This is a genomic window from Paraburkholderia unamae (assembly GCF_003096875.1).
GTDB classification, from domain to species: Bacteria; Pseudomonadota; Gammaproteobacteria; order Burkholderiales; family Burkholderiaceae; genus Paraburkholderia; species Paraburkholderia unamae.
In genome coordinates this window covers 1-25,377 of sequence record NZ_QEOB01000005.1, presented here as the reverse complement: position 1 = coordinate 25,377, position 25,377 = coordinate 1, and the positions used below count along the sequence as shown (strand labels likewise).

Sequence of the window (25,377 nt, the reverse complement as noted above, 5' to 3'; positions counted from 1 at the left end):
GCGGCATGCGCACGCTACCCCTTACGCCGCTCGCCGAAGGCTCGGCGGGCATCGCGCGGCGCGTGCCGTACGAGCGCGACGCGCAGCCGCCCTGCTCCGATGCCCGGCTCGCCGCGCTTCTCGCACGCTTCGCCCGCGAAGCGCTGATCGAAGAAGCACGCCTCACGCCCAAGCCCGCACTCGTGGATGCGCGCGGTAGTGGCGCGCACGACGATCTCGATCTCGCGACGATGCTGCGTTCGGCGCACGCGCTCGAACCCACGTTCGAAGCGCTCGCGCGCGCCTCGCTCGGCGCGACGCCGGGCACGGCGTTGCGCACCGATCTCGCACGCATCGGCCGCGCCGGCGAAGCCGCGATGATGCGCGCGACGCAAGGCAGCAACGCCCATCGCGGCGCGATCTGGATCGTGGGCCTGCTCGTGGCGGGCGCGACGATCGCGCATACGCCGCAGAGCAGCGAAAGCGCGTACGCACACGCAGCGCGCATCGGCGAGACGGCCGCGCAAATCGCGCGCTTCGACGATCTGCTCGCACAACCCTCGCGCAGCAACGGCGAGCGCGTGCGCCAGCGCTACAACGTGGGCGGCGCGCGCAGCGAGGCGCAGGACGGCTTTCCGCACGTCGTGCGCGTGGGCCTGCCCGCGCTGCACGCGGCGCGCGCACACGGGCTCGACGAAGCGCACGCGCGCGTGGACGCGCTGCTCGCGATCATGGCCTCGCTCGACGACACCTGCGTGCTGCATCGCGCGGGACTGGCGGGACGCGAGGCCGCGCAAGCCGGCGCGCAGCGCGTGCGCGAAGCGGGCGGCATCGGCACGCAGGCGGGCCGCGCCGCCTTCGACGCGCTCGAACTCGCGCTGCTCGCGCTCAACGCATCGCCTGGCGGCGCGGCCGATCTGCTCGCCGCGACGCTCTTCATCGACAGACTGCTTCAGCACCGCACTGGCGGGAGGACGGTTTCATGGAACAACTGACATTCGACTATCCGGCGCAACGCGCAGTGACGACGCGCGCCCACGTGGGCGTGGTGGGCTCGGGCGACCTCGAAGTGCTGCTACAGCCCGCCGACGCCATGCAGGCGCGCGTGGTCGTGCACACCAGCGTGGACGGCTATGGCCACATCTGGAAGAGCGTGCTCGATCGCTTCTTCACGCGTTACGACGGCGCGGCGCTCATCGAGATCAACGACTTCGGTGCGACGCCGGGCGTCGTGGCGCTGCGGCTCGCCGAAGCCGTGGAAGCGGCGCAGGGAGCACAGTCATGAGCATGGCTAATCAAATGACTCCGGGCGCGCTGCTGCGCGAAAGCTTCATCGAGCTGAGCGCGCGTGAACGCGCGGCCGCCGTGCTCGACGCGGGCACGTTCCGCGAGTTGCTCGGTCCGTTCGATCGCATCGAGTCGCCCTGGCTGCCGTTGCAGGGCATCGTCTGCCAGGCCGACGACGGCGCGGTGATCGCGCGCGGCACGATCGACGGCCAGCCCGCCGTCGTGGCCGCGATCGAATCGGCGTTCCAGGGCGGCAGCATCGGCGAGGTGTCGGGCAGCAAGATCGCCGCCGCGCTCGAACTCGCGCTCGCCGACTGCGAACGCGGCAAGATCGTGCGGCCCGTCATCCTGTTCGAAACCGGCGGCGTACGCCTCCAGGAAGCGAATCTCGGTCTCGCCGTGATCGCGGAAATCCAGTCGGCCATCGTCGCGCTGCGGCGTCATGTGCCCGTGGTCGGCGTGATCGCGGGCATGGTGGGTTGTTTCGGCGGCATGTCGCTCGCGGCCGCGCTCTGCACGACGCTCGTGATGACGAAGCAAGGGCGCCTCGGCATGAACGGCCCCGAGGTGATCGAACAGGAAGCCGGCATCGAGGAGCTCGATTCGAGCGACCGCCGCCAGGTGTGGCAACTGATCGGCGGCGAACAGCGCGCGCGCACCGGATTCGCCGATGCGCTCGTGGAAGACGCCGTGGACGATGTGCACGCCGCCGTGCGTGCGGCGTTCGCGCAAGGTGTGCCGCCCGTGCATCGCTCCGAAGCCGTGGATGCCACGCTCGCGAAGCTCGCGCAGATCGATCCCGCCACCGTCACCCCCGAATCGATGCGCGCGGTGTTCGCCGCGTCGCCCCTGAACCTGCGCGGAGAAAAGGCATGAACGATACGACCACGAGCCGCGGCGCACGCTGGCTGCGCGCCCTCGCGGGTGATAAAACGCAGGGCAGTTGCGTTCAGTACGCCGATGCACCGCTCGACGGCGAGACCGCACGCTTCATCACCGTCGCGCCCGATCCCGCGAATCGCTTTCCTCGCGCCCGCGACAATGTGGTGGGCCTGGAACAAGGCTGGCGTCTGGCACAGGCCGTGCGCGAAGCCATCGCCGAAGATGCCGCGAACGGCACGCGCCGCCCGATCGTCGCGATCGTCGACGTGAAGAGCCAGGCCTATGGCTATCGCGAGGAGATGCTCGGCATTCACCTTGCCTGCGCCTCGGCCGTGGATGCGTATGCGAGCGCGCGGCTCGCGGGGCATCCCGTGGTGGCGCTGATCGTTGGGCCCGCCATGTCGGGCGCGTTCCTCGCGCACGGCTACCAGGCCAACCGCATCGTCGCGCTCGATGCGCCCGGCACGATGGTGCACGCCATGGGCAAGGAAGCGGCGGCACGCGTCACGCGGCGCAGCGTGGAAGACCTCGACGCGCTCGGCGAAAAGATCGTGCCGATGTCGTATTCGATGGCCTCGTTCGCCAAGCTCGGGCTGCTCGACGAATTGATCGGCGACGTTGATGCAGAGGCGCCGAGCGAAGCACAGATCGCGCGAGTGCGCGACGTGCTCGCACGGAAGGTGCGTGAAGCGCGTGACGACAAGAGCGGGCTCGCGCATCGCTTGCAAGGCGAATCGGCGCAGCGCACGCGCGCGGCCTCGATCGAAGTGCGCAAGCGCCTTGCGCTTCAGTGGGACGCCAACTGATGCACGCCTGCGCCGCGCCGCCGTTCGCCCAGGACGCGCCGCGCGTGGACGATGCGCGCTGGCGCGCGCACGACCTGCTGCGCGTGGCGCGTCTCGCGCCATCGGCTGACGAACCGGCATGGGTGCGCAACGCGCTCGCGCGTGCGCCCTGGGTCGTCGTGCGGCGTGCGCGCGCGGCGGCGGCCTTTGTCGCCGTGGGCGTGCGGGGCAGCACGCGCGCCGAGCGGCACGCAACGTGGCTCAATATTGAGGATATCGAAATATCAATGAGTCCAGAAGCGCTCCTTGACGTTGCGACGCCCGATACCCGCCGCGCGCTGCCCGCCTTCGTCGCGCTCGCGGCCCTGCGCGAAGCCGCCTCGCCGCTGCACGACTACGTCTGGGGCCCAACCGGCAGCGCCGGTTTCGAACTGGCCTCAGGCGCGGCCACGCTCACGGCATCGAGCGATCTCGACATTCTGATCCGCTTGCCGCAACGCATCGAGCGCGCCGCCATCGACACGCTCGCACACGTGCTCGCCGAAGCCGCCGGCCGCGCCGGCACGCGCATCGACGCGCAACTCGAAACCCCCGCAGGCGGCGTCGCGCTTGCCGAACTCGCGGCACACCAGCCGCGCGTGCTGGCGCGAGCGAGCAGCGGCGCGCAACGCGTTGCCGACCCGTGGTGCTCGCCATGACGCTCGCCCTGCTCTTTCCCGGCCAGGGCGCGCAAAGCCCCGGCTTTCTCCACAAGCTGCCCCAGCACGATGCAGTGCAGGCGACATTCGACGAAGCGTCGGCCGCGCTCGGACTCGACGTCCTCTCGCTCGACGACGCCGAGGCGTTGCGCTCCACGGTCGCCGTGCAGATCGGGCTCACGGTCGCGGGCGTGGCCCTCTCTCGCGCGCTCGCACATGACGGTCTCGTGCCGCAGTTCAGCGCCGGACTCTCGGTGGGCGCCTACGCGGCGGCCGTGAGTTGCGAAGCGCTTTCCTTCGCCGACGCGCTGCATATGGTGCGCAAGCGCGCCGAGCTGATGGAGAGCGCATGGCCTTCGGGCTACGGCCTCTCGGCGATTGCGGGGTTGAGCGAAACGCAGGTGGAAACACTCGCGGATGCGCACGCGCGCGACGGCGGCGAGCGCGTCTACGTGGCAAACGTCAACGCGCCGCGCCAGATCGTCGTGGCGGGCGCGGACACGGCGCTCGAAGCCTTCGCGGCGCGTGCGCTGGCCGCCGGTGCACGCAAGGCGCAACGCCTGGCTGTTTCCGTTCCTTCGCATTGCGAACTATTGACCGACGCCGCCGACCGGCTCAGCGCATGGGCGCGTGACATCCCGTTTCGCGCGCCACGCGGCGTGTACGTCGACAACCGTGGCGGCCGCCCGCTGCACAGCGCCGAAGCGATCCGCGCCGATCTCGCCACCAACATGCGCTACACGGTGCGTTGGTACGACGCGCTCACGGTCATGATCGAATCGGGCGCGAGCGTGCTGGTCGAAGCGCCACCTGGCCAGGTGCTCACCGACATCGCGCGCGAGCGGTATCCCGACGTAGCGGCGCTCGCGGCGTCGAACTTGCCGCTGGAGCGACTCGCCGCGATCGTGCGGCGGCGGCTTGGCGAAGAGAGCACCTGACTTCGCGCCTGACTTCGGCGTTTATGCGCATAAAGTGATATTTGATTTTTACGCTCAAAGCCAATCCGGCAGCGCCATCAATCAGCAGAAAATCGACGATCACCCACCCATCTCCGGCGAAAATCCACTCTATTTCCGCAATTCCGGCGTCACCACGCGAAACGTGAGATTCACGCGCTCGCCACTCACGGCAGCCTCTTTAGGCACGCGGTGTCGCCATTGCGCCTGGGTCTTGCCCTGCATCACGAGCAGACTGCCGCTCGTCAGCCGGAACGAGCGCACCACGCCCGTCGCGTTATGGCGCAGGTCGAAGCGCCGCGTCGCGCCGAGGCTCAGCGAGGCGATCACCGGTTCGGGGCCCAGTTCGGGTTCATGGTCCGCATGCCAGCCCATGCTGTCCGTGCCGCTGCGGTAGCGGTTGAGCAGCACGCTGTTGAAGCGCACGCCGCATAGCGTCGAGACGGCGTCGCGCAGTTCGGCCACGGCGGGCGTCCACGGTTGCGGCACGTTGCGGATGCCCGAGTAGATATAGACCGCGCCGGGATCGCCCTGCCAGGCCGTGAGGCGCGGCTGGTCCACCCAGCCGCCGGGCGTGCGGATACGCTCCTGCCGCCAGCCGGTCTCGGCGACGATGCGCGCGAGCGCCTCGTCCGCCGCCGCAGGCCCAAGCCATGACGGATGCCACGCCACGTCGGGTTGCGGCGTGTCGTCGAAGAGATCGAACATCGCGAATGCTTCAATCGAGCGGGAAAGCAACCATCTTCGCATGGCGCGGACCCGGCCGCCGCGCCTTGCCGATATCAGCGCAAGATAGGAGGAATCAGGTTAGCAGCGCGATATAGAACACCACCGCGCCGATCAGCGCGCCGACAAAGCAAAAGCCCTCGGCGGGTTCGTCGGTGGTGCGCGAGCGCAACCACGCGCCCACTGCGCCGAACATGCCCGCAATACCGAGCGCGACGAACACCATCACGACGTCGAATAACGCGCTGCGGCCGATGTCGAGAATATCGATGTGCTTGACCGCGAAGTACAGCGCCACGGCCATGACCGAAAGTCCGACCATCGGCAGCATGACGTGGCTGCCCTCGTGCCCGACGTGACGACCATGCAAACCTTGCGAGACCGGCCGGATAATTTTCATGATTTGTCTCCCCCAGTGCACCCGAAACCGCACGGGCGTCCTTTTCAGCATAGTCCATCACCAAGGCCGATTCAATGGACGTTTAATAGAGTATTCGCGGCCTGTATGGACATAGTGCGACGGGTCATGTCGCACTGGCAATCCAGGGAAATGCCGCAGTGCCACAACTTCGCGCCGCGCTTCACTGAAGCCCATGCATACACGCATGCATGTATGTTGACGCGACTTGCAAAAGGCATGACATGCGGCGGCGCACCATGCGCTCGTCAGCCCCGCTGCTTCGATCCGGCACGAAGTCTGCGCTGCCGGTAGAATGCATCGCAGCCTGTCCTCGCTGTCCTGCCTGCTGCGTTGCGACATCGGGCTTCACCGCAGCGCATCGTGCCCGCGTGAGAGCCCACTCCCATCCGTTTGCGCCGCCATGCCCCGACTCTCGTTTCTGGTTCGCTTCATCGCCATCGGCGTGCTGCTGCATGCCTATGTCGGTTTCCGCCTGATTCCCGACCTGCCGGTGCCTGCGGCCGGCAAGTGGCTCGCCGTGCTGTGGCTCGTGCTCTCCGTGCTGTTCATTCCGCCCGGCATGCTCGCGCGCCGCTTCGAGCGCCACTCGCTCGGCGACCGCCTCGCCTGGATCGGCATGCTCGCCATGGGCTTCTTCTCGTCGCTGCTCATGCTGACGATCGCGCGCGACATCGTGCTCGCCTCGGCCATGACCGTCGAGGCGCTATGGCATGGCGCCGTCGATCTCACGCGCTGGCGCACCGTGAGTGCCGCCGTGGTGATCGCGCTAGCGTTCCTCTCCTCCGCATTCGGCTTCTTCAACGCGCGGCGGCGCGCGCGCGTACTCAATGTTGAAGTGCCGGTACGCGGGCTGCCCGCCGCGCTCGAAGGCTTCACCATCGTGCAGTTGAGCGATATCCACGTGGGGCCGACGATCAAGCACGGCTACGTGGACGCGATCGTGCGCGCCGTGAACCAGCTCGACGCCGACGTGGTCGCCATTACGGGCGACGTGGTGGACGGCAGCGTCGCGCATCTCGCCGACCATACCGCGCCGCTCGGCAGGCTCGCCGCGCATCACGGCGTGTACCTCGTGACCGGCAACCACGAGTACTACTCGGGCGCGGACGCCTGGGTCGCCGAGTTCCGCCGCATCGGCCTGACGGTGCTGATGAACCAGCACGTCGTGATCGAGCATGGCGACGGGCGGCTCGTGCTGGCCGGCGTGACCGACTACACCGGCGGCCACTTCGATCCCGCGCACCGCAGCGACCCGGTTCAGGCGCTGCGCGGCGCGCCCGACGACGTCGGTACGCGCGTGCTGCTCGCGCACCAGCCGCGCACGGCCCACGCGGCGGCCGACGCGGGCTTCACGCTCCAGCTTTCGGGCCACACGCACGGCGGCCAGATCTTTCCGTGGAACTTCCTCGTGCGCCTACAGCAGCCGTTCACGGCCGGCCTCGAAAAGCTCGGCAGCCTGTGGGTCTATACGAGCCGCGGCACGGGCTACTGGGGCCCGCCCAAGCGCCTTGGCGCGCCCTCGGAAATCACGCGCCTGCGGCTCGTACGCGCACACTGAAGCGTTGCGCGACGGACCGCGCGGCCTTGCCGGTATGATGCGGCAAGGCCGCCGTTTGTCGTCGCGCGTTCGGCCTGCAACGATCCGCCAGCCGGCGTCACCAGGAATCCATCGCTCATGGAAGGCAACAAGCACCTTCATCAGACTGCGTTCTATCTGCTGCTGCTCGGGGTGTCGGTCGCGCTCTGCTTCATCCTCGCGCCGTTTTTCAGCACGGTGCTCTGGGGCGCGATTCTCGCCTTGATCTTTCAGCCCGTGCAGCGCCGGCTCGTCGCGCGCCTCGGTCGGCGGCGCAATCTCGCCGCGCTCATCACGCTCACGATCTGCGTGGTGATCGTGATCTTCCCGCTCACGCTCGTGGCGGGCACGCTGGTCCAGCAGGTCGCCTCGGCCTACCAGCAGGTGCGCGGCGGCAGTCTCGACATCGGCACGTACTTCAGCCAGATCGTGCATGCGCTGCCGCAGTCGATTCAAAACCTGCTCGCGCGCTACGACCTCATGGATCTCGGCGGCCTCCAGCAGCGTCTTTCGGCGGGCGCCGCGCAGATCAGCCAGTTCGTCGCCACGCGTGCGCTGAGCCTCGGGCAGAACACGTTGCAGTTCTTCGTGAGCTTTGGCGTGATGCTCTATCTGTTCTTCTTTCTCGTGCGCGACGGCCGGGAGATTTCGCGGCTCGTGCGCGACGCCATTCCGCTCGACGAGCAGCACAAGCTGCTCCTCATGCGCAAGTTCACGACGGTCATTCGGGCCACCGTGAAGGGCAATGTGGCCGTGGCGGTCGTACAGGGCGGGCTGGGCGGTATCGCACTGTGGGTGCTCGGCATTCAGGGCGCGCTGCTGTGGGGCTTCGTGATGATGCTGCTTTCGCTGCTGCCCGCAGTGGGCGCGGCGCTCGTGTGGGCGCCGATCGCCGTGTATTTCCTCTCGACGGGCGCGCTCGCCAAGGGCATCGGCCTCGCGATTTTCGGCGCGGTGGTGATCGGCACGGTGGACAACGTGCTGCGCCCCGTGCTCGTGGGCAAGGACACGCGCCTGCCCGACTGGGTCGTGCTCATCTCCACGCTCGGCGGCATCTCGCTCCTCGGCATCAACGGCTTCGTGATCGGACCGCTCGTCGCGGCGCTCTTCATTAGCTGCTGGGACCTGCTGCGACGCGACCAGCACATGGTCGAGAACGAGAGCACGCCCGCCGAGGACGAGCCCGTCTAAAAGAACAGGCCGCGCAAGCGCGGCCCGCAATCAAGGCGAGACATGCAGCGGCAGGCCGGCGCGGCCCTGCCGCACGATGCCGGGAACAGGGGCCGCCTGCGTTTCGCCGCCGTCCACGGCCACCGAAAACCCGAACGTGTTGACGCCGTTCGCGCTGCGCACGAACACCGTGCCGCCGTGCATCTCCGCCACGGCCTTGACGATCGAAAGCCCGAGCCCGTGATTCTCGTGGCTGTTCGAGCGCGCCTCCTGAATACGGTAGAAGCGGTCGAAGATATGCTCGCGCACCACGGGGTCGAGCGGTTCGCCGGGGTTCGACACGGCGATCTCCACGTGCCCGTCCTGCGGCGCGACAGTGGCGCAAAGCGTCGCGCCCGGCGGCGAATGCTGGATCGCGTTGACGAACAGATTGCTCACGGCGCGGCCGATCAGCGAGGTGTTCACCCACGCGCGCGCATCGCCCTGCACCTGCACATGCAACTGCGCTTCTTCCAGCGGCATTTCGAGGAAATCGAGCATGCGCTCGATCTCGGCGCGCAACGAGACTTCCGTGAGCTCCGAAGCGCGCTCGCCGCGATCGCTGCGCGAGAGGAACAGCATGTCGTTCACGATCACGCGCAATCGTTCGAATTCCTCAAGATTCGATTGCAGGGTTTGCTGCAACTGCTCCACCGCGCGGTCGCGCGTGAGCGCCACCTGGGTCTGGCCGATCAGGATGCTCACCGGCGTGCGCAACTCGTGGGCCACGTCGGCATTGAACGATTCGAGGCGCTCGTAGGCCTTGTCGAGGCGCTCCAGCGCGCCGTTGAACGACGTCGCAAGCTCGTGCAGCTCCTCGGGCAGCTCGTCGGTATGCAGACGCTGCCGCCGGTTCGACGGGCTCAGTTGCGCGGCCTCGCGCGACAGGCGCGTGAGCGGCGCCAGGCCGAAGCGCGTGACCGCGCGGCTCAGCAGTGCGACCGCAACGGTGGAAAGCGCGATCAGCACGCCAAGCGCGATGCCGAAGCGCCGCAGCATGCCTTCGGTGCGCACGCAGTCGCTGCCGACCACCAGCTTCACCTGGGGCCGGTCGCCGCTCGCGGGAACGATGAACGTCGTGGTGATGATGTCGTAGCTACAGTCGGGCGGGCGCACGAGCAGATGGTTCGGGCCCACGTTGCCGGTCACTTTGCCGACGATGGGCGTGCCGAAGCGAAAGCGCGGGTCCGGACCTTCGACGTAATAGTGCATGCGGCTGTCCGCAGGCGAGAGGTCGCGCAGCTTTTCCTGCACGAAGGCCCACTTCTGCACATCGGGTGCGTGCGCAACGATCAGGCTCGCGATGCGTGCGCGCGTGTCGAGCGTTTCGCGCAACTCGTTGAAAAGCTGGCGCTGCATCAGGAAGAAAAGGCCCGCGCCCGTGAGCGTGAACACGACGAGCGACACCGCTGCGAACATCGCCGAAAGCCGCAGCGAGATCGAGCGCTTCATGACAGCTGGCCCCCTTCCTCGCGCACTTCGAGCACGTAGCCCATGCCGCGAATGGTGTGCAGCAGCTTCGCCGCGTGCGGACCGTCAAGCTTCGCGCGTAGCCGTTTGATGGCCGTTTCCACCACGTTCGCGTTGCTTTCGAAATTCACGTCCCACACGAGCTCGGTGATGAGCGTCTTCGAGAGAATCTCGCCGCGCCGCCGCGCGAGCACGGAGAGCAGTTGAAACTCCTTCGCCGTGAGGTCGAGGCGCACGCCGTCGCGCGTCGCGCGGCGGCTGATGAGATCCACCTGCAAATCGCCCACCGAGATCAAGGTGGATTCCTGCGTGCGGGCGCGGCGCGTGAGCGCGCGCAAGCGCTCGACGAGTTCGAGAAACGAGAACGGTTTGGTCAGATAGTCGTCCGCGCCGTCGCGCAAGCCATGCACGCGGTCGTCCACGCGGTCGCGCGCCGTGAGCATGATGACCGGCGTCTCCTTCTTCGCGCGCAATGCGCGCAATACGCCGAAGCCGTCGAGCTTGGGCAGCATCACGTCGAGCACGATCACGTCGAAATCGTACTCGGTGGCCATCCACGCGCCTTCCTCGCCATCCATGGCGACATCCACGATCCACCCTTGTTCCGTGAGCCCGCTGCGCAGGTAGTCCACGACTTTGCGTTCGTCTTCGATAACCAATACTTTCATACCCGCCCTCCTCTTCGCGCGATGCCTTGCGGGTCCGCCCGGCGCGTTGAACCCCGCACCTTGCACCGGCCGCCCGCCGCGGCTCGTGACCGCATGTGCGCGCTTTTATACGCCCTGGTAACGGGCTCGCTCAAGCCCTTTTATGTGTCCCTGCTCCATTCCCCGCCCTGCCGGCTAGCTCCGGCCTGCCGCCACGCTTGTGTCCGCACCCGCGTTCGGCACTTCGCGGCACGTGCCCGCGCTACAGGCAAGCTCGCGCTCTTGCGTGCTCCAGCCGCCGCCCAGCGCCTTCGCGAGATACACCACGGTGGCGACCTGCTGCCCGTGAATCTGCACTTCCTGGCGCTCGCTGGCAAGCAGTTGCTGTTCCGCGTTGAGCACATCGATGAACGCCACGAGGCCGCCCTGATAGCGGTCGTTGGCGAGATCGAAGGACTTGCGTGCGTCGTCCACGGCGGACTGCCCCTCGGTCGATGCACGGTCCAGCACCGACAGGCCCGTTACCGCATTTTGCACCTCCTGGAACGCCGTGAGCACGGTTTGACGATACGAGGCCTGGGCCGACTCGTAGCCGGCCTGCGCAAAGTCCACCCCCGCCGCGCGCTTGCCGCCGTCGAACAGCACTTCGCCGGCCGTCGCGCCCACCGACCACATCAGGCTCGGCACTGAAAAAAGGCCGCCGAAGCGCGTCGATTCCCAGCCGAGCGTGGGCGAAAGCGTGATGTCCGGGAAGTACGCGGAGCGCGCCACGCCGATCTGCGCGTTGGCGGCGGCCATGGCGCGCTCGGCTGAAGCCACATCGGGCCGCCGCTGTAGCAACTCGCTAGGCAGACCCGCCGGCAGCGCGGGCACCGGCAGCGACGTGACTTTCGGCTCGATCGCGAACTCGGGCGCGGGCTTGCCGATCAGCACGGCAATGGCGTTCTGCTCCTGCTGGCGCTGATTCTCCAGCAGATGCACCTGCGTTTTCGTCGCGGCGAGTTGCGCCTTTTGCTGAAGCAGTTCGAGCCCGGAGACCGCGCCGAGATCGTGCTGTGCGCTCACGAAATCGAGCGCCTTTTGCTGCAAGCCCGCCGAGCGGTTCACCACGTCGATCTCGTCGTCGAGTTCGCGCAAGGCGAAGTAGTCGGTCGCGAGTTCGGCCGTGAGCACGAGGCGCGCGTTGGCGAGGTCGTCACCCGCCTGTTCCGTTGAGGCCTGCGCCGATTCCACCATGCGCCGGATGCGCCCGAACAGGTCCAGCTCGTAGCTGATGGTTGCGCCGACATTGACCTCGTTCTGCACGGTCGAGACGTTGGGCGTCGCGTAGTTCGTGAGCGGACGGTTCGCGGAAATGCGCTCGCGCGCGACGCCTGCGTCGAGCCCGACCTGCGGGCTCTGCTGCGAGGACACCGAAGCCAGCGTCGCGCGCGCCTGCGCGTAATGCGCCGCGGCCACGCGCAATGTCTGGTTGCCGGCGAGCGCCGCGCTCTCCAGGCTGCTGAGCTGCGCGTCGTCGAACGCCTGCCACCATTGCGGATCGAGCGGCGCATGCGAGGGCTGCGCCGCATGCCAGTATGAATCGGCGGGATCGACGCGCCACGCGGCCGGACTTTCGGTTTGCGGCGCGCGGTAATCGGGGCCGACCGTGCACGCGGCCAGGCCAAGCGCGCCGAGCGCCGTGAAATACGCGAGCGGCCGCCCTTGCCGGGTTCTTCGCATACTCACGTCGCGCTCCGCTTCGCGGCCTCGCGCGCCGCCTCGGTCTTGTTCGGCGCGACCACCACGACGCTGTCGCCATCGGCGATCGAATCGCTCGGGTTCAGCACGACGCGATCGCCCGGCTCCAGCCCGCGGCTGATTTCGAGCGTCTGGCCGAGGTCCTGCGCGATGTCCACGGGCTTGAGCCTGATCTTGCCGTCCGCGTCCACGACGGCGAGGCGCGGGCCTTCCGCGCGAAACAGCAAGGTGTTGCCCGGCACCGTCAAGAGGCCCTTCGAATCGGTCTGCAACGCCGCTTGCACGTAGGCACCCGGCAGCAGCTTGCCGTCGTGATTGGGCAGCGAGATTTCAACTTGTAGCGTGCGCGTGGCCACGTCGATGGCCTGCGCCGTGCGCGTGACGGTGCCGTCGAAGGTCACGCCAGGCAACTCCTGCTCGGTCACGCTCACGTGCTGGCCCACCGCCACCTGTTGCGCGTAGGTTTGCGGCACGTCGATATAAAGGCGCAGCGGGTCCGACTGTGCGATCGAAAAGAGTGCCCGGCCCGCGCCACCGTTGCCCGCGTTCACGAGGTCGCCGATATCGACGTTGCGCTGCGTGATGATGCCCGTGATCGGCGCGACGATGCGCTGGAACGACTTCGTCTCCGTGAGACGGCGCACGTTCGCCTCGGCCGCCGCGAGGTTCGCCTGGTCCGTGTTGAACGCGCCCTGGCGGTCGTCGAGTTCCTGCTGCGAGACCGCGTCGCGCTGGCGCAATTGCTGCGCGCGATCGAACGAGGTCTTCGCGAGCGAGAGGGTCGAAGCGGCCTGATCGCGCTGCGCCTGCGCCTGCGCGAGTTCCTGGTCGATCTCGGGCGTATCGATCTCGGCGAGCAGTTGTCCCTGCTGCACGTGCGCGCCGATATCGGCGTACCAGCGCCGCACGTAGCCGTTCGCGCGCGAGTAGATCGGCGCCTGGACATAGCCGCGCAGCGTGCCCGGCAGGACGATGCGGCCGTCCGCGCCCGCCGCCACCGGTTGCACGACGCTCACGTACTGCTGCGCGTTCTGCTTCGTGACGTCGGCGAGATGGTGGGCGTTCATGAGGTTCGACACGATCGTGCGCGTGGCGCCGGCCGCGAGCAGCAGCGCAACCACGATCACGGCGAGGCGCGCGCGCTTGCCCGCCTGGCCGCGCGCCGGCAGGTCCATGCCCTGCTCGCCGCCCACGGCGATGTCGAGCGACGAATGGTGGTGAGGTTCGTTCATGTCTTCGGCCATTTTTGACTTAACGGGTGTCGCGCGAGGCGCCGCGCCGCCGCGCCGCACGTTCTCGCTTTGCGGCGGCGCGGTGGGCGAGCCGCGTATGCACGGTCGCGAACATCAGGGGTACGAACAATAGCGTGGAGACGGTCGCAAACAGCAACCCGCCGATCACCGCGCGCCCGAGCGGCGCGTTCTGCTCGGCCCCTTCGCCGAGGCCCAGCGCCATCGGCACCATGCCGATCATCATGGCGAACGCCGTCATCAGGACAGGGCGGATGCGCGTGGCGCCCGCTTCGAGCGCGGCGGCGAGCGGCGTCGCGCCATCGGAGAGCCGCTGGCGTGCGAACGACACCACCAGAATACTGTTCGCGGTCGCGACACCCACGGTCATGATCGCGCCCGTGAGCGCGGGCACGCTCAGGTGCGTGCCGGTGATGAACAGCATCCACGCAATGCCCGCGAGCGCCGCCGGCAACGCGCTGATGATGATGAGCGGATCGGCCCACGACTGGAAGTTCACGACGATCAGCAAATACACGAGCACCACCGCCATCGCAATGCCCACGCCGAGACCCACATACGACGAGCGCATCGTGCCGATCTGCCCGCGCATGGTAATGGTCGTGCCGCGCGGCGCGTGCGCCTGCACGTGCCGGATGATGTCGTTGATGTTTACGCCCACTGAGCCGAGGTCGCTGCCTTCCACGCTCACGAGCAGATCGATCACGGGACGGATGTTGTAGTGCGTGACGATGGCCGGTCCGCCGTGCGGCTTGAGCTGCACGAGGTTGCTCACGAGTTGCAGCGGCGCGTTCGGGTTCGCGCTGCGCGCCGAAACGGGCGTGCCCATCAGCTCGTTCATGGAGGCTTCGCGGTACTGCGGCGTTTGCACGGCGAGCGGATACTCCACGCCGTTTTGCGGGCTCACCCAGAACGCGGGCGAAGTCTGCGTGCTGCCCGAAAGCGCGATCAGCACGTCCTGCGCGACGTTCTGCGGGCTCAGGTTCAACTGCTGCATGCGCGTGCGGTCCATGGCGAGCATCAGCGCGGGTTCGTCGTTGCGCTGCTCGATATGGGCGTCGACGGCGCCCGGCAGTTGCCGCACCTGCTTGAGCAGCGTGCTCGCGAGCGCCATGTCCTGGCCGAGGTTGGCGCCCACCACCTGCACGTCGATCGCCGCGGGCTGACCGAAGTTGAGGATCTGCGTGATGATGTCGGCGGGCTGGAAGAAGAACTCCACGCCCGGAAAGCGCTGCGGCAGCAGCGCGCGCAACTTCTCTATGTAGACGCGCGAGGGGTCATGGTCGGGCTTCAGTGCAATCTGGATCTCGCCGTCCAGCGTACCTATCGTGCCCGCGTTGCTGTACGAGAGATTGATGCCGCTATACGGCAACCCGAGGTTATCGACGATCGTTTCGAGCTGGTCGGATGGCACGACTTCGCGAATCACCTGTTCGACCTGGTCGGCGAGGCGCGCGGTTTCCTCGATGCGAAAGCCCGTTGGGCCCCGCATATGCAGCCGGATATTGCCCGCGTCGACGGACGGGAAAAAGTCGCGGCCAAGGAAGAACACGAGGCCGAGCGAAAGCAGGCAGAAGGCGAGAAACGAACCGCCGAACAACCTGCGGCGCGAGAGCAGCAGGCTCAGCAGTGCGATGTAGTTGGCGCGCACGCGCTCGAATGCATGATTGAAGCGCCAATGGATGCGCGCGAACAGCGAGCCCTCGCTGCGCTGCGCATGCGCCGAAGGATCGTGGCCCTCGAACAGCAGCATCGCGAGCGTGGGCACCAGCGTGCGCGAGAGGATGTACGACGCGATCATCGCGAAGACCACCGCTTCCGCTAGCGGCACGAACAGGAAGCGCGCCACGCCCGTGAGGAAGAACATCGGCACGAACACAATGCAGATGCACAGCGTCGAGACGAGCGCGGGCACCGCGATCTCGCCCGCGCCTTCGAGGATGCCCTCGTGCAACCCCGCGCCCAGGTGGAGGTGCCGCTCGATGTTCTCGATCGTGACCGTTGCGTCGTCAACGAGTATGCCGACCGCGAGCGCGAGGCCGCCGAGCGTCATGATGTTGATGGTCTCCCCGAGCGCGTAGAGCGCGATGATCGAGGCGAGAATCGACAGCGGAATCGACACGGCGATGATGAGCGTGCTGCGCCAGTTGCCGAGAAAGAGCAGGATCATCGCCGCCGTGAGCGCGGCGGCAATGAGCGCTTCGCGCACCACGCCCTGCACCGCGGCCGAGACGAACACCGACTGGTCGAACAGCGGCTTGATGACGAGGTCGGCGGGCAGCGTGTCGCGCGCCTTCGGCAACAGCGACTTGAGCGCGCCCACCACTTGCAGCGTGGAGGCGTCGCCGCTCTTGAGAATCGACATCAGCACGCCGCGCTGCCCGTCCTGGCGCACCACATTGGTTTGCGGCGTGAAGCCGTCACGCACGTGCGCGACGTCGCCGAGATAAGTGGTCGCGCCGTTCACCGTTTGCACGGGAATGCGGTTCAGGCCCGCGAGCGTGTCGGGCGACGCGTTGGTGTCCACGCGGTATTCGGTCTGGCCGAGCTTGGCCGTGCCCGTGGGCAGGATGAGGTTTTGCGCGTTGACGGCGCTGACGATGTCGGCGGGCGTGAGGCCCCTGGAAATGAGCGCGCGCGTGTCGAGATCCACGGAGATCACGCGCGTCTTGCCGCCGTATGGGTAAGGCACCTGCGCGCCGGGAATCGTGATGAGCTGCGGGCGCAGGAAGTTCATCGCGACGTCGGCGAGCGCCTGCTCGCTCATCGACTTGCTGGAGAGGCCGAGCTGAATCACCGGAATGCTCGACGCCGAATAGCTGATCACGAGCGGCGGCGTGGCGCCGGGCGGCATCTGCTTGAGTTGCGCCTGTTCCGATGCAACCGCCTGGGCAATGGCCGTTTGCAGGCTCGCACCCGGTTGCAGGAACAGCTTGATGATGGCGATGCCGGGCAGTGACTGCGACTCGATGTGCTCGATATTGCTGACCGTGGTGGTGAGGCTGCGCTCGTTGACCGAGGTGATGCGGTCGGCCATGTCTTTCGCGGAAAAGCCCGTGTACGACCAGATGATGCTGATGACCGGAATATTGATGTTCGGCAGCACGTCGGTGGCCATCGACATGAGCACGAAGGGCGTGGCCAGCACGATCATGATGGCCATCACGATGAACGTGTATGGCCGTTTCAGCGCGAGATTGACAATCCACATGTCAGCGTTTCGGGCAGCTCAGGCGAGGGTTGGAACGGGGCGCTTTCATCCAGCGAGTGCCGCATCATAGGCAATGGCGGTGGCAGGTCGCTGGCGCCAATATGGCGAAATTGACAGGCAACGTGCGAGGCGCGCAAAAGCGCGGAAGGATCGCTGTTGCAACGGCGCGAAGCGGCGCCCGGGAAGTGGCGGATATGCGATTGCGCCTGCCGCTTGCCGTGCGTGTGCCTCGCAGTTACCTCTTTAACTGCTTCAATTCACAAGCCGCAAACGCTCCTGATCGCGCAAGTCGCGGCCGTTGCCGCGTCCTTCATAAACGCGTGCCCCGTGTGCGTCCGCATGCGGGTGTAGCGGCGCATCGCACGTGGCGAGCGCGGTTTCCTGCTCGGCGAGCACGAGCGGCACTTTCTCGCGCAGGAACTCGACGAAGGTGCGGATCTTCGCGTCCAGATAGCGGCGCGATGCGTATAGCGCGTAGATGTTGAGCTTCTGCAAGCGATGCGTGGGCAGCACGCGCACGAGGGTGCCGTCGGCGAGGCCGGGCAGCGCCACCGGCACCGGCAGCGGGCCGATGCCCATGCCTTCGCGTATGGCGAGCGCGAGCGCTTCGGGGTTGTTCACTTGGAAGGGCGTCACGCCCGTATGCCGGAAGGTCTCGCCGAGCGGGCCTTCGGAAACCCACTGGCCGGCGGGCAGGCTCGCGTCGGTCAGGTGCAGGCAGGTATGCGACTCCAGATCGTCGAAGGCCTGCGGCACGCCACGCGCGCGCAGGTAATCGGGCGACGCGCAAAGAATGGCGGCGGTGCTGCCCAGGTGCTGAGAAATTAGCGCGGAGTCCTCAAGATCGGCGGCCACCACCACCGCCACGTCGAAGCCCTCCTCGATGATGTCCGGCATCTGCTGGGCGATGGTGAGGTCGACCGAGACCTCCGGCAAATGCTGCTGATAACGCGCGATCAGCGGCATCACATAGTGCTGTCCGAAGCTCGTGCCGCCATACACGCGCAGCTTGCCCGACGGGTTCGCGTGCGCGGCGGCGGCTTCGGCCTCCGCCTGCTCGATGTCGGCGAGGATACGCTTGCAGCTTTGAAAGTAACGCTCGCCGGCCTCGGTCAGCGACATGCGCCGCGTGGTCCGGTTCAGGAGCCGCGTGCGCAGCCGCGACTCCAGGTCGGTGACCGCGCGCGAGACCTGCGCGGTCGTCATCGTTTCGCTCGTCGCGGCGCGCGTGAAGCTGCCGGACTCCACCACCCGCACGAAGACCCGCATATTGCGCAGCGTATCCATCAGAAACTCCTGTTCATTCGCCCTGCCTTTCCCATCTCCACACGAATGGAACCAGTTTCGCGCACGAGCCGTGGCCTGATGCTGACCTGAACATGGCAGCGCCGACAGCTTGGCGAGCCGCCGCGTCCCGCGTATGATCCACGGCGCCCCCCGGCGCATCCGCTACGCCTTGCGCGCGAGCACGTAGCGCCCCGCCGGCACGTGCTTTCATGACAAAACGATGACTCTCGAATTCGCCCTGCGCCTTCTCGCGGCGTTCGCCTGCGGCGTCGCCATTGGACTCGAACGCCAGATGCGCCAGCGCACGGCGGGTCTGCGCACCATCACGCTCGTGGCGAGCGGCGCGTGCCTGTTCGTCACGCTCGGCGCATTGACCGGCAACGGGTCGAGCGGCGTCACGCAAATCGCGGCTTATGTGGTTTCCGGCGTGGGCTTTCTGGGCGGCGGCGTCATCATGCGCGACAAGGGCTCGATTCAGGGCATCAATACCGCCGCGACGCTTTGGTGCTCCGCAGCCGTGGGCGTGCTGTGCGGCGCAGGCCATTACGGCCCGGCGCTGGCCGGCACCGTCGTCGTGCTGCTCACGAACACGGTGTTGCGCGAGGTGAGCCGCATCATCAACGCGACGCCCGTTTCGAATGCGGATCTCGTGCGTGCCTATGTCCTCACGGTCGTCTGCCGCGAAGAAGACGAAGTGCATATCCGCACCGTGCTTTCGAATTCAATGTACTCCACGCCGCTTTCATTTCAGAGCCTGACGAGCGAGGACATGCCCGGCGATGCGCAGCGCCTGCGCGTGACGGCGACGATGCGGCTGCATCCGAAATACCAGTCGAAGCTCGAACTCATGGCGAGCCGCCTGAGCATGGAAAAAGGCGTTTCCAGCGTGAGCTGGACGGCCGCCGAACCCGAAATCGCGCCTGAATAAGACTTCGGTCTTGCATCGGCCCGCATTCCTTACGAATACATTTCTAATGTATTGCGTTTTTTAAAACTATTCCCGCCAGTTTTGAAGAACTGTCAATTCTGGCCGCGTTTCGTGGACGCCCTTTCGCCCTTGGACTAAGCTCCATTCACCGTGATTCGTTCACGCCAACAAGGGGAGTCTATTCATATGGAACACGGCATCATTGCCTGGCTCATCATCGGCGCAATCGCAGGCTGGCTCGCCGGCGTCCTCGTCAAGGGCGGCGGCTTCGGTTTGTTCGTCGATATCATCGTCGGCATTGTCGGCGCGTTCATCGGCGGCTGGCTGGCCGGTCTGCTCGGCATTCATATTGGCGCGGGCATGATCAGTTCGATCATTACCGCGATCATCGGCGCGGTCATTCTGCTCTTTATCATCCGGCTATTCAAAAGAGCTTAACGAATTCGCAGCGGCAATAAAAAACGGGAGCACCTTTGCAGGTGCTCCCGTTTTCTTATGGACACGGCCCAGTTGCCTGGGCTTCATGCCTTATGCGTTGACGGCAAGGCCGCCTTCGCCGGTTGTGTCGAGCAGCATCGAGCCCGTTTCGTTGTAGCGCAGATGCATTTCGTACGCGCGAGCGAGATTGTGCGGCGTCTGGCCGCCGATCTTCAGCGCGTCGCGGTAGTAGTCGCGCAGCAGGTCTCGATAGAGCGGATGCGCGCAGTTCTCGACGATCAGCGTGGCGCGCTCGCGCGGCGCCAGGCCGCGCAGGTCGGCAAGACCCTGCTCGGTCACGATCACGTCCACGTCGTGCTCGTTGTGATCGACGTGCGGCACCATCGGCACGATGCTCGAAATGCGACCGTCCTTGGCGATGGCCTTGGTCGCGAAGATCGCGCACGATGCATTGCGCGCGAAGTCGCCCGAGCCGCCAATGCCGTTCATCATGTGCGTGCCGCCCACGTGCGTGGAGTTCACGTTGCCGTAGATGTCGACTTCGAGCGCCGTGTTCAGCGCGATCAGACCGAGACGGCGGATCACTTCCGGATGGTTGCTCACTTCCTGCGGACGCAGCACGAGCTTGTCGCGATAGCGGTCGAGTTCGGCGAGCACCTGGGCCTGGCGCGGCGCGGAGAGCGTCATCGACGCGCCCGAGGCGAACACCATCTTGCCCGAATCGATGAGGTCGAAGGTCGAGTCCTGCAACACTTCGGAGTACATCGTAAGCGCTTCGAACGGAGAATCCACGAAGCCCGAAAGCACCGCGTTCGCGATCGTGCCGATGCCGGCCTGAAGCGGCGGCAGTTGCGCGCTCATGCGGCCGTGCTTCACTTCATGGCGCAGGAAGTCGATGAGGTGGCCGGCAATGCGCGCGGTTTCCTCGTCGGCGGGCAGCACGGTCGAGGGGCTGTCCGCTTCGTTCGTGATGACGATCGCGGCAATCTTCTCGGGCGGGATTTCGATCGCGGTCGTGCCCACGCGGTCTTGCGGGCGCACGATCGGCAGCGGATCGCGATGCGGGCGGCGGCCCGGAATCCACACGTCGTGCAGGCCTTCGAGCGCGAGCGGCTGCGCGAGGTTGATCTCGACGATCACCTTTTCCGCGAGAATCGCGAAGCTTGCCGAATTGCCGACCGAGGTCGTAGGCACGATCGCGCCGGTTTCGGTAATCGCCGCGGCCTCGATGATCGCGAGGTCGAGCTTGCCGAGCAGGTTCGCGCGCAGCATCTCCACGGTCTCGGAGAGGTGCTGGTCGACGAACATCACTTCGCCACGGTTAATGGCCTTGCGCAGCGTCGAGTCCACCTGGAACGGCAAACGGCGTTCGAGCACGCCCGCTTCGGTCAGCACGCGGTCGACGTCGTGACCGAGCGAAGCGCCCGTCATCAGCGTGATACGCAGCGGCTCCTTCTCTTCACGCGCGCGGCGTGCGAGTTCGATCGGCACAGCCTTCGTGTCGCCGGCGCGGGTAAAACCGCTCGCGCCGACACGCATGCCATTGCGCACGAGTTGGGCCGCCTCGGCAGCCGAAGTAATTTTCCCGCGCAAGGCGGCACAACGGATACGGTCTTCGTACATCAAAGTCTCCACAAACTCTCTGATCGCCTGGTGCCCATTTTCAGGTCTTGCATCGGCGGCCGTGCACTGCGAGTTTCACAAAACACTGTTGCAACGTTTTTAGAAGCCACAATGCGCAAAACCGCGGCGCCCTGGTGAAGGCGTCGCGGCACATGATTTCAGCGAGGGCCTGCACATGGCTGGCTGCTCTGGATCTCAGCTACCGAAATAAATATTGCAGAAGCTGGCCGGGCCGACGCATTCATCCTTCTTTGCCGGCTTGACGATTTCGCGATGGGCGGGCGCTTGTGCGGCTTGCGGGGCAGCCGATTGCGCGACCTGCTGAGGAACGCTCGCTGCCGGTGCTTCGTTCTGTGCATAAGCAGCGGCGGCGGCAAACAGCGAACAGGCAACAACAGCGATCTTCACGGACTTCATTTTACTCTCCAGTGCTAACGGGTACTGCGAAGCAGTGATGTGACTATATGACTCGGGGTCGAAATGATTAAGAAGGCGGGGTGGAAGGCATATTTCCAGACTGCGGCAAGATCGCGCAGCCCCGCTTTTTCATTGAGTTTTCAACGATCTTTCGGTCGTGCGGCGGCCGCGGCGAGCCAGCGGGCCGAGCGGCGCGTCGCGATCGAGCAGCGCGCTGCGAATAAAGTGCAGATGGCTCAGGAGCCGTTGCACGTCGTGGCGCCTTTCGCGCTCGTGATGCACCGCTGCGAGCGCTTCCTGGGCGATCCAGGTCGCGGCGCGCACGGACACCAGCGCACGATCGAGCAATGCCCCATCCGGGTGCTCGAAAAGGCCTGCAATGTCCTCTTGCACGCGTTCGAGGGCCGACGGCCAGCGCGCGTCGCGAGCGCCCAGCCAGGCCGCCGCTTGCGCCTCGTTGCGCAGGTCGACGACGGCGTGCCCCACTTCGAGCGTGACGAGCATCCAGCGCAGCGCCCGGCGGTGCGCATGGCGGCGGCCGTTGAGCAACAGCCGCAACTGGTGCATCAGGTCGTGCGTGCCGGACTGGAAGCGCTGCCCGAGGCCCTCGAGCTCGCCATGGCAGGCCAGCACGACCTGCCCGCGCAGCGAAACGCACATGCGCTCGACGAGCCAGTTCATATGCGGCGGAAACACGACCGCGAAGGCCAGCGAGGCGACCACCATCGCGGTGACGACGGCGATGCCGTTGTTGATCAGCAGGTCCGGCGTGTAGGCGATCACGTTGTCAGGGCCGGCCAGCAGACAGAAGAACACCGAGAATCCGACCCCGTAGCCCCCTATGCGCGGGCGCGTGGCGAGAAAGGCACCCATGGCGAGCACCGGAGCGAGCGCCGCGCAAAGCAGCGGGAAGCCATCGACGTTCGGATAGACGTAGCAGGTGAAGAGGTAGCCCGTGACGGCGGCAAACGCCGCGCCGACGGCCATCTGCACGGCCATGCGCGACGCGCTCGGCGCCGACGACGTGAGCGCGCACGTGAGCGCCGCGGCGATCATGGCGAGGCCGCCGCTCGGCCAGTCGGTCTCGACCCAGAACCAGCCGATCGCGGCGATCACCACGGCCGTGCGCAGGAAGGTGAACGCCACCACATACCAGCTCGTACGCGGCACGTAGCGCGCGACGCGCGGCTCCTGCGTGAGCCTCGGCTCCGTCAACGAAGCCCAGGTGCGGCTGTAGCGCACGATCTCGGTCGTGAAGCGGTAGATGAGTTCGGCGGACGTATCGAAGTCCGGCAGCGCCTCCGGCAGCGCGCTTTCGAGCGGCCGGCGCGTCTCGCGCACATGGCGCGGCAAGGTGTGCTGGAACGCTTCGAGGCCGCCGGCAAGCCGCAGCGCGTAGGCTCGATCGCTTTCGTTCTGGCGCGGCTGCTGTGACAGCAGCGTTGCAAGCTCGCTGAAATATGGCGCGAGAGGGGCGATCGCCGCGTCGCTCCAGTGCAGTCGTTTGAGCAGTTGGCGCAGCGCGTGCAGACGGGCACACGCGTCCATGAACTCGGAGTTCAGACGCGAAAGCACGCCGCTGCGCGAGCGCATGGTCGGATCTTCGAAAAACGAGAAAGCGCGGGTTGCCTCGAAACCGACCACGTCGTCGACGAGGCCCGCAAATCGGCCTTCGAATGCGCCTCTTTCAAGCCTTCCGGCCAACACAGCAGACGCGAACGAAGTAAAATTAAGATAACGTGTGCGCAAGGTGCGGTCCAGCACTGAGCCCGACTGCCGGGGCACGATCACCGCGCTGACCATGCCCGAGCAGAGGATGCCCACCGCCACTTCGGCGCCGCGCCCCAGCGCAGCGAGAAAGAGGCCGTTGGGCTGCATGACGAGCGGAATACCGATCAGCGCTGCCGTGTAGCCGGCCAACACGTAACCGTACCAGCGAAAATGCCGATTCCTCATGGCAGCGGCCGTACATGCGGCCACCCATACCGTCATCCCGAGTATGTAGAGTTCGGGTTGCTGGATGAACACGGCTCCCAGCACCACCGCCGCGATCATGCCGACGGCGGTGCCTACGATGCGATAGAAGCTCTTTGCGAACACCATGCCGGAGAGCGGCTGCATCAGCACGAACACGGTCGTCATCGCAATGCGCGGCTGCGGCAGGTCCAGCAGCATCGCAATGCCCATTGCAAGCAAGCCGGCCGTGACCGTTTTCAGCAGATGCAGCCAGATCGCACCGTCGCTGCCCTGCCAGTCGTGCAGCGCCCGCCTTGCGGCGCGCCAGATGACTTCGGCGCGTCGACGCGAGCCGATCGCTCGATGTATGGCTGGCTGGCGGCTCATGGAAAACGACTACGCTCGGGCTGTTACGAAGAATGTCGCCTGCTTTCGCAGGGATTGCGCAACTCTGTTGCATGGGGCCAAAGCCGGTGCCGTGGACCCGATTCAGCGTCAAGCGCTGAGCCGGATCGACACACCAACTGAGGTCGACTGCCGCCGATTGTAGGAGCGTCACTGGAGCGAATTAACGGGACGGTCGGGGAACCTCCGTTCCAGATCACTCAACAATGACGTGCCCGCAGAGGCGGACAATATCGTTTCTGTGCCTAAGAAGAAGGTCTGATGGATACGTTACAAAACATGCGGGTGTTCGTTCGCGTCGTGGAGGCGGGCAGTTTCACGGCCGCGGCTCAGTCGCTGGACTCGACTACGGGGGCGATGTCGCGCGCGGTGTCGGAACTCGAAGCGCATTTGCGCACCCGCCTGCTCAACCGCTCGACGCGCCGGCTCGCGCTCACGCCCGCGGGCGAGCGGTATCTGAAGCGCTGCTCGCAGATTCTTGCGGACGTCGACAGCGCGGAAGAAGAAGCGAGCTGCGCACACGAACGCCCTGCGGGCGCGCTGCGCATGCACAGCTTCGCGAGCATTGGTCAGCAGTATGTGCTGCCGGCGATTTCGCGCTATCGCGCGCTGCATCCAGAAGTGACTGTCGAGCTGACGCTCTCGCAGCGCATGCCGGATCTCTTCGAAGGCAGCAGCGATGTTTCCGTCGTCACGGCGTCTTCGCTGCCGAACTCGGACCTCGTTTCGCACCAGCTTGGCTCGACTTACAGCATCCTGTGCGCGTCGCCGGGTTATGTGCATACGCACGGCGCGCCGCGCACGCCCTCCGATCTCTCGCATCACGACTGCCTGATCCTCAAGTCGCCCGCGGTTCCGGCACACGAGTGGACGCTCGAGGGGCCCGAGGGCAGCGTCGAGATGCACGTGGACGGACCGGTGCAGGTGAATATCGCGGAATCGCTCGCAGTGGCGATTCGCGAAGGCATGGGGATCGGCATGCTGCCGGTCTACTCGGCAATCGAAGGCTTGCGCAACGGCACGCTCGTGCGCGTGTTGCCCCAGCACAAACTCCAGAAGACGAACGTGTACGCGCTTTATCCATCGCGCAAGTTCGTCGATGCCAAGACCAAGACGTGGGTGGAGTTTATGCGGGCGCATCTTCCGCAAGTGATCGAACGCGACCTGGCGCTGCTCGAAGAGCTGACGCAGGAGCAACTCGCGGAAGAGACCGCGAATGGGGCTTTGGGAAAGGACGCTTCGGTTACAGCCCCGGCTCAGAAAGCGGCGCTTTGATGCGCGAATCACGAAGGTGATAAAGCAAAAAAGCCGTCCATAGGACGGCTTTTTTTATATCGCGCGGTGCCTTGCTCGCACACGCATTTCAGACACGTAAACGCCAGAACCCCGGTTCTCTTTCGGAGACACCGGGGTTCTGGACTTGCTGCATAAGGAGCCTGACGATTACCTACTTTCACACGGGCAATCCGCACTATCATCGGCGTGG

22 protein-coding genes are annotated in these 25,377 nt (G+C 66.2%); 11 read left to right on the top strand and 11 right to left on the bottom strand.

Annotated features, from left to right (window positions below):
* Positions 1-5: 5 nt before the first annotated feature.
* From C7402_RS11835 to mdcH, 6 genes are read left to right on the top strand one after another with little or no spacing between them, the layout of a single operon-like run.
* On the top strand, positions 6-974 hold the full coding sequence (locus C7402_RS11835; protein WP_116610797.1) for a triphosphoribosyl-dephospho-CoA synthase: 969 nt from the start codon (positions 6-8) through the stop codon (positions 972-974).
* Positions 962-1,264: a malonate decarboxylase subunit delta gene (locus C7402_RS11830; RefSeq protein ID WP_112177756.1), complete on the top strand. Its 303-nt coding sequence runs from the start codon at positions 962-964 to the stop codon at positions 1,262-1,264. The genes C7402_RS11835 and C7402_RS11830 overlap by 13 nt, the downstream gene beginning before the upstream one ends.
* Positions 1,261-2,142, top strand: coding sequence for a biotin-independent malonate decarboxylase subunit beta (locus C7402_RS11825; protein ID WP_372460533.1), 882 nt, complete (start codon positions 1,261-1,263; stop codon positions 2,140-2,142). Before C7402_RS11830 ends, C7402_RS11825 begins: the two co-directional genes overlap by 4 nt.
* Positions 2,139-2,954 (top strand): biotin-independent malonate decarboxylase subunit gamma, encoded by an 816-nt coding sequence (mdcE, locus tag C7402_RS11820; protein ID WP_116610795.1) that lies wholly within the window; start codon positions 2,139-2,141, stop codon positions 2,952-2,954. Before C7402_RS11825 ends, mdcE begins: the two co-directional genes overlap by 4 nt.
* A complete protein-coding gene (locus C7402_RS11815; RefSeq protein ID WP_116611049.1) occupies positions 2,954-3,631 on the top strand; it encodes a malonate decarboxylase holo-ACP synthase in 678 nt (225 codons plus the stop codon). Before mdcE ends, C7402_RS11815 begins: the two co-directional genes overlap by 1 nt.
* Positions 3,628-4,569 (top strand): malonate decarboxylase subunit epsilon, encoded by a 942-nt coding sequence (mdcH, locus tag C7402_RS11810; protein WP_116611050.1) that lies wholly within the window; start codon positions 3,628-3,630, stop codon positions 4,567-4,569. Before C7402_RS11815 ends, mdcH begins: the two co-directional genes overlap by 4 nt.
* Before the next feature lie 129 nt (positions 4,570-4,698).
* Here mdcH and C7402_RS11805 read toward each other — a convergent pair whose 3' ends face one another.
* Entirely contained in the window at positions 4,699-5,295 is a 597-nt protein-coding gene (locus C7402_RS11805; protein ID WP_116610794.1) for an alpha-ketoglutarate-dependent dioxygenase AlkB family protein, read from the bottom strand.
* Between the two features lie 94 nt (positions 5,296-5,389).
* Positions 5,390-5,713, bottom strand: coding sequence for a hypothetical protein (locus C7402_RS11800; RefSeq protein ID WP_112177752.1), 324 nt, complete (start codon positions 5,711-5,713; stop codon positions 5,390-5,392).
* 421 nt (positions 5,714-6,134) lie between these two features.
* Here C7402_RS11800 and C7402_RS11795 point away from each other — a divergent pair, with 421 nt between their 5' ends.
* Both C7402_RS11795 and C7402_RS11790 read left to right on the top strand, forming a co-directional pair.
* The gene (locus C7402_RS11795; RefSeq protein ID WP_116610793.1) at positions 6,135-7,292 is read left to right on the top strand and encodes a metallophosphoesterase; all 1,158 of its coding nucleotides are present in this window, start codon (positions 6,135-6,137) and stop codon (positions 7,290-7,292) included.
* 117 nt (positions 7,293-7,409) lie between these two features.
* Complete coding sequence (locus tag C7402_RS11790) at positions 7,410-8,501, top strand: AI-2E family transporter (protein WP_116610792.1); 1,092 nt, start codon at positions 7,410-7,412, stop codon at positions 8,499-8,501.
* A 30-nt stretch (positions 8,502-8,531) separates the two neighbouring features.
* On the opposite strand, the gene C7402_RS11785 is transcribed toward C7402_RS11790, so the two are convergent.
* From C7402_RS11785 to C7402_RS11760, 6 genes are all read right to left on the bottom strand, one after another.
* On the bottom strand, positions 8,532-9,971 hold the full coding sequence (locus tag C7402_RS11785) for a heavy metal sensor histidine kinase (RefSeq protein ID WP_112177749.1): 1,440 nt from the start codon (positions 9,969-9,971) through the stop codon (positions 8,532-8,534).
* On the bottom strand, positions 9,968-10,657 hold the full coding sequence (locus C7402_RS11780) for a heavy metal response regulator transcription factor (RefSeq protein WP_112177748.1): 690 nt from the start codon (positions 10,655-10,657) through the stop codon (positions 9,968-9,970). Before C7402_RS11780 ends, C7402_RS11785 begins: the two co-directional genes overlap by 4 nt.
* A 174-nt stretch (positions 10,658-10,831) precedes the next feature.
* On the bottom strand, positions 10,832-12,358 hold the full coding sequence (locus tag C7402_RS11775) for an efflux transporter outer membrane subunit (protein WP_112177747.1): 1,527 nt from the start codon (positions 12,356-12,358) through the stop codon (positions 10,832-10,834).
* Between the two features lie 2 nt (positions 12,359-12,360).
* A complete protein-coding gene (locus C7402_RS11770; protein WP_116611048.1) occupies positions 12,361-13,608 on the bottom strand; it encodes an efflux RND transporter periplasmic adaptor subunit in 1,248 nt (415 codons plus the stop codon).
* 19 nt (positions 13,609-13,627) lie between these two features.
* Positions 13,628-16,837: an efflux RND transporter permease subunit gene (locus C7402_RS11765; protein WP_116610791.1), complete on the bottom strand. Its 3,210-nt coding sequence runs from the start codon at positions 16,835-16,837 to the stop codon at positions 13,628-13,630.
* Positions 16,838-17,089: 252 nt separating this feature from the next.
* Entirely contained in the window at positions 17,090-18,124 is a 1,035-nt protein-coding gene (locus tag C7402_RS11760; RefSeq protein ID WP_112177745.1) for a LysR family transcriptional regulator, read from the bottom strand.
* Between the two features lie 220 nt (positions 18,125-18,344).
* On the opposite strand from C7402_RS11760, the gene C7402_RS11755 reads away from it, so the two are divergent.
* Together C7402_RS11755 and C7402_RS11750 are read left to right on the top strand one after the other, a co-directional pair.
* Positions 18,345-19,052 carry an MgtC/SapB family protein gene (locus C7402_RS11755; protein ID WP_112177744.1) on the top strand — a complete coding sequence of 236 codons (708 nt, stop codon included), beginning with the start codon at positions 18,345-18,347 and terminating at the stop codon, positions 19,050-19,052.
* Between the two features lie 186 nt (positions 19,053-19,238).
* A complete protein-coding gene (locus tag C7402_RS11750; RefSeq protein ID WP_112177743.1) occupies positions 19,239-19,490 on the top strand; it encodes a GlsB/YeaQ/YmgE family stress response membrane protein in 252 nt (83 codons plus the stop codon).
* A 90-nt stretch (positions 19,491-19,580) separates the two neighbouring features.
* Here C7402_RS11750 and C7402_RS11745 read toward each other — a convergent pair whose 3' ends face one another.
* From C7402_RS11745 to C7402_RS11735, 3 genes are all read right to left on the bottom strand, one after another.
* The gene (locus C7402_RS11745; RefSeq protein ID WP_116610790.1) at positions 19,581-21,113 is read right to left on the bottom strand and encodes an acetyl-CoA hydrolase/transferase family protein; all 1,533 of its coding nucleotides are present in this window, start codon (positions 21,111-21,113) and stop codon (positions 19,581-19,583) included.
* 195 nt (positions 21,114-21,308) lie between these two features.
* On the bottom strand, positions 21,309-21,530 hold the full coding sequence (locus tag C7402_RS11740; RefSeq protein WP_116610789.1) for a hypothetical protein: 222 nt from the start codon (positions 21,528-21,530) through the stop codon (positions 21,309-21,311).
* 129 nt (positions 21,531-21,659) lie between these two features.
* Positions 21,660-23,873, bottom strand: coding sequence for an FUSC family protein (locus C7402_RS11735; RefSeq protein ID WP_116610788.1), 2,214 nt, complete (start codon positions 23,871-23,873; stop codon positions 21,660-21,662).
* Positions 23,874-24,152: 279 nt separating this feature from the next.
* Here C7402_RS11735 and C7402_RS11730 point away from each other — a divergent pair, with 279 nt between their 5' ends.
* Positions 24,153-25,166, top strand: coding sequence for a LysR family transcriptional regulator (locus C7402_RS11730; protein ID WP_116610787.1), 1,014 nt, complete (start codon positions 24,153-24,155; stop codon positions 25,164-25,166).
* The last annotated feature ends 211 nt before the right edge of the window (positions 25,167-25,377 follow it).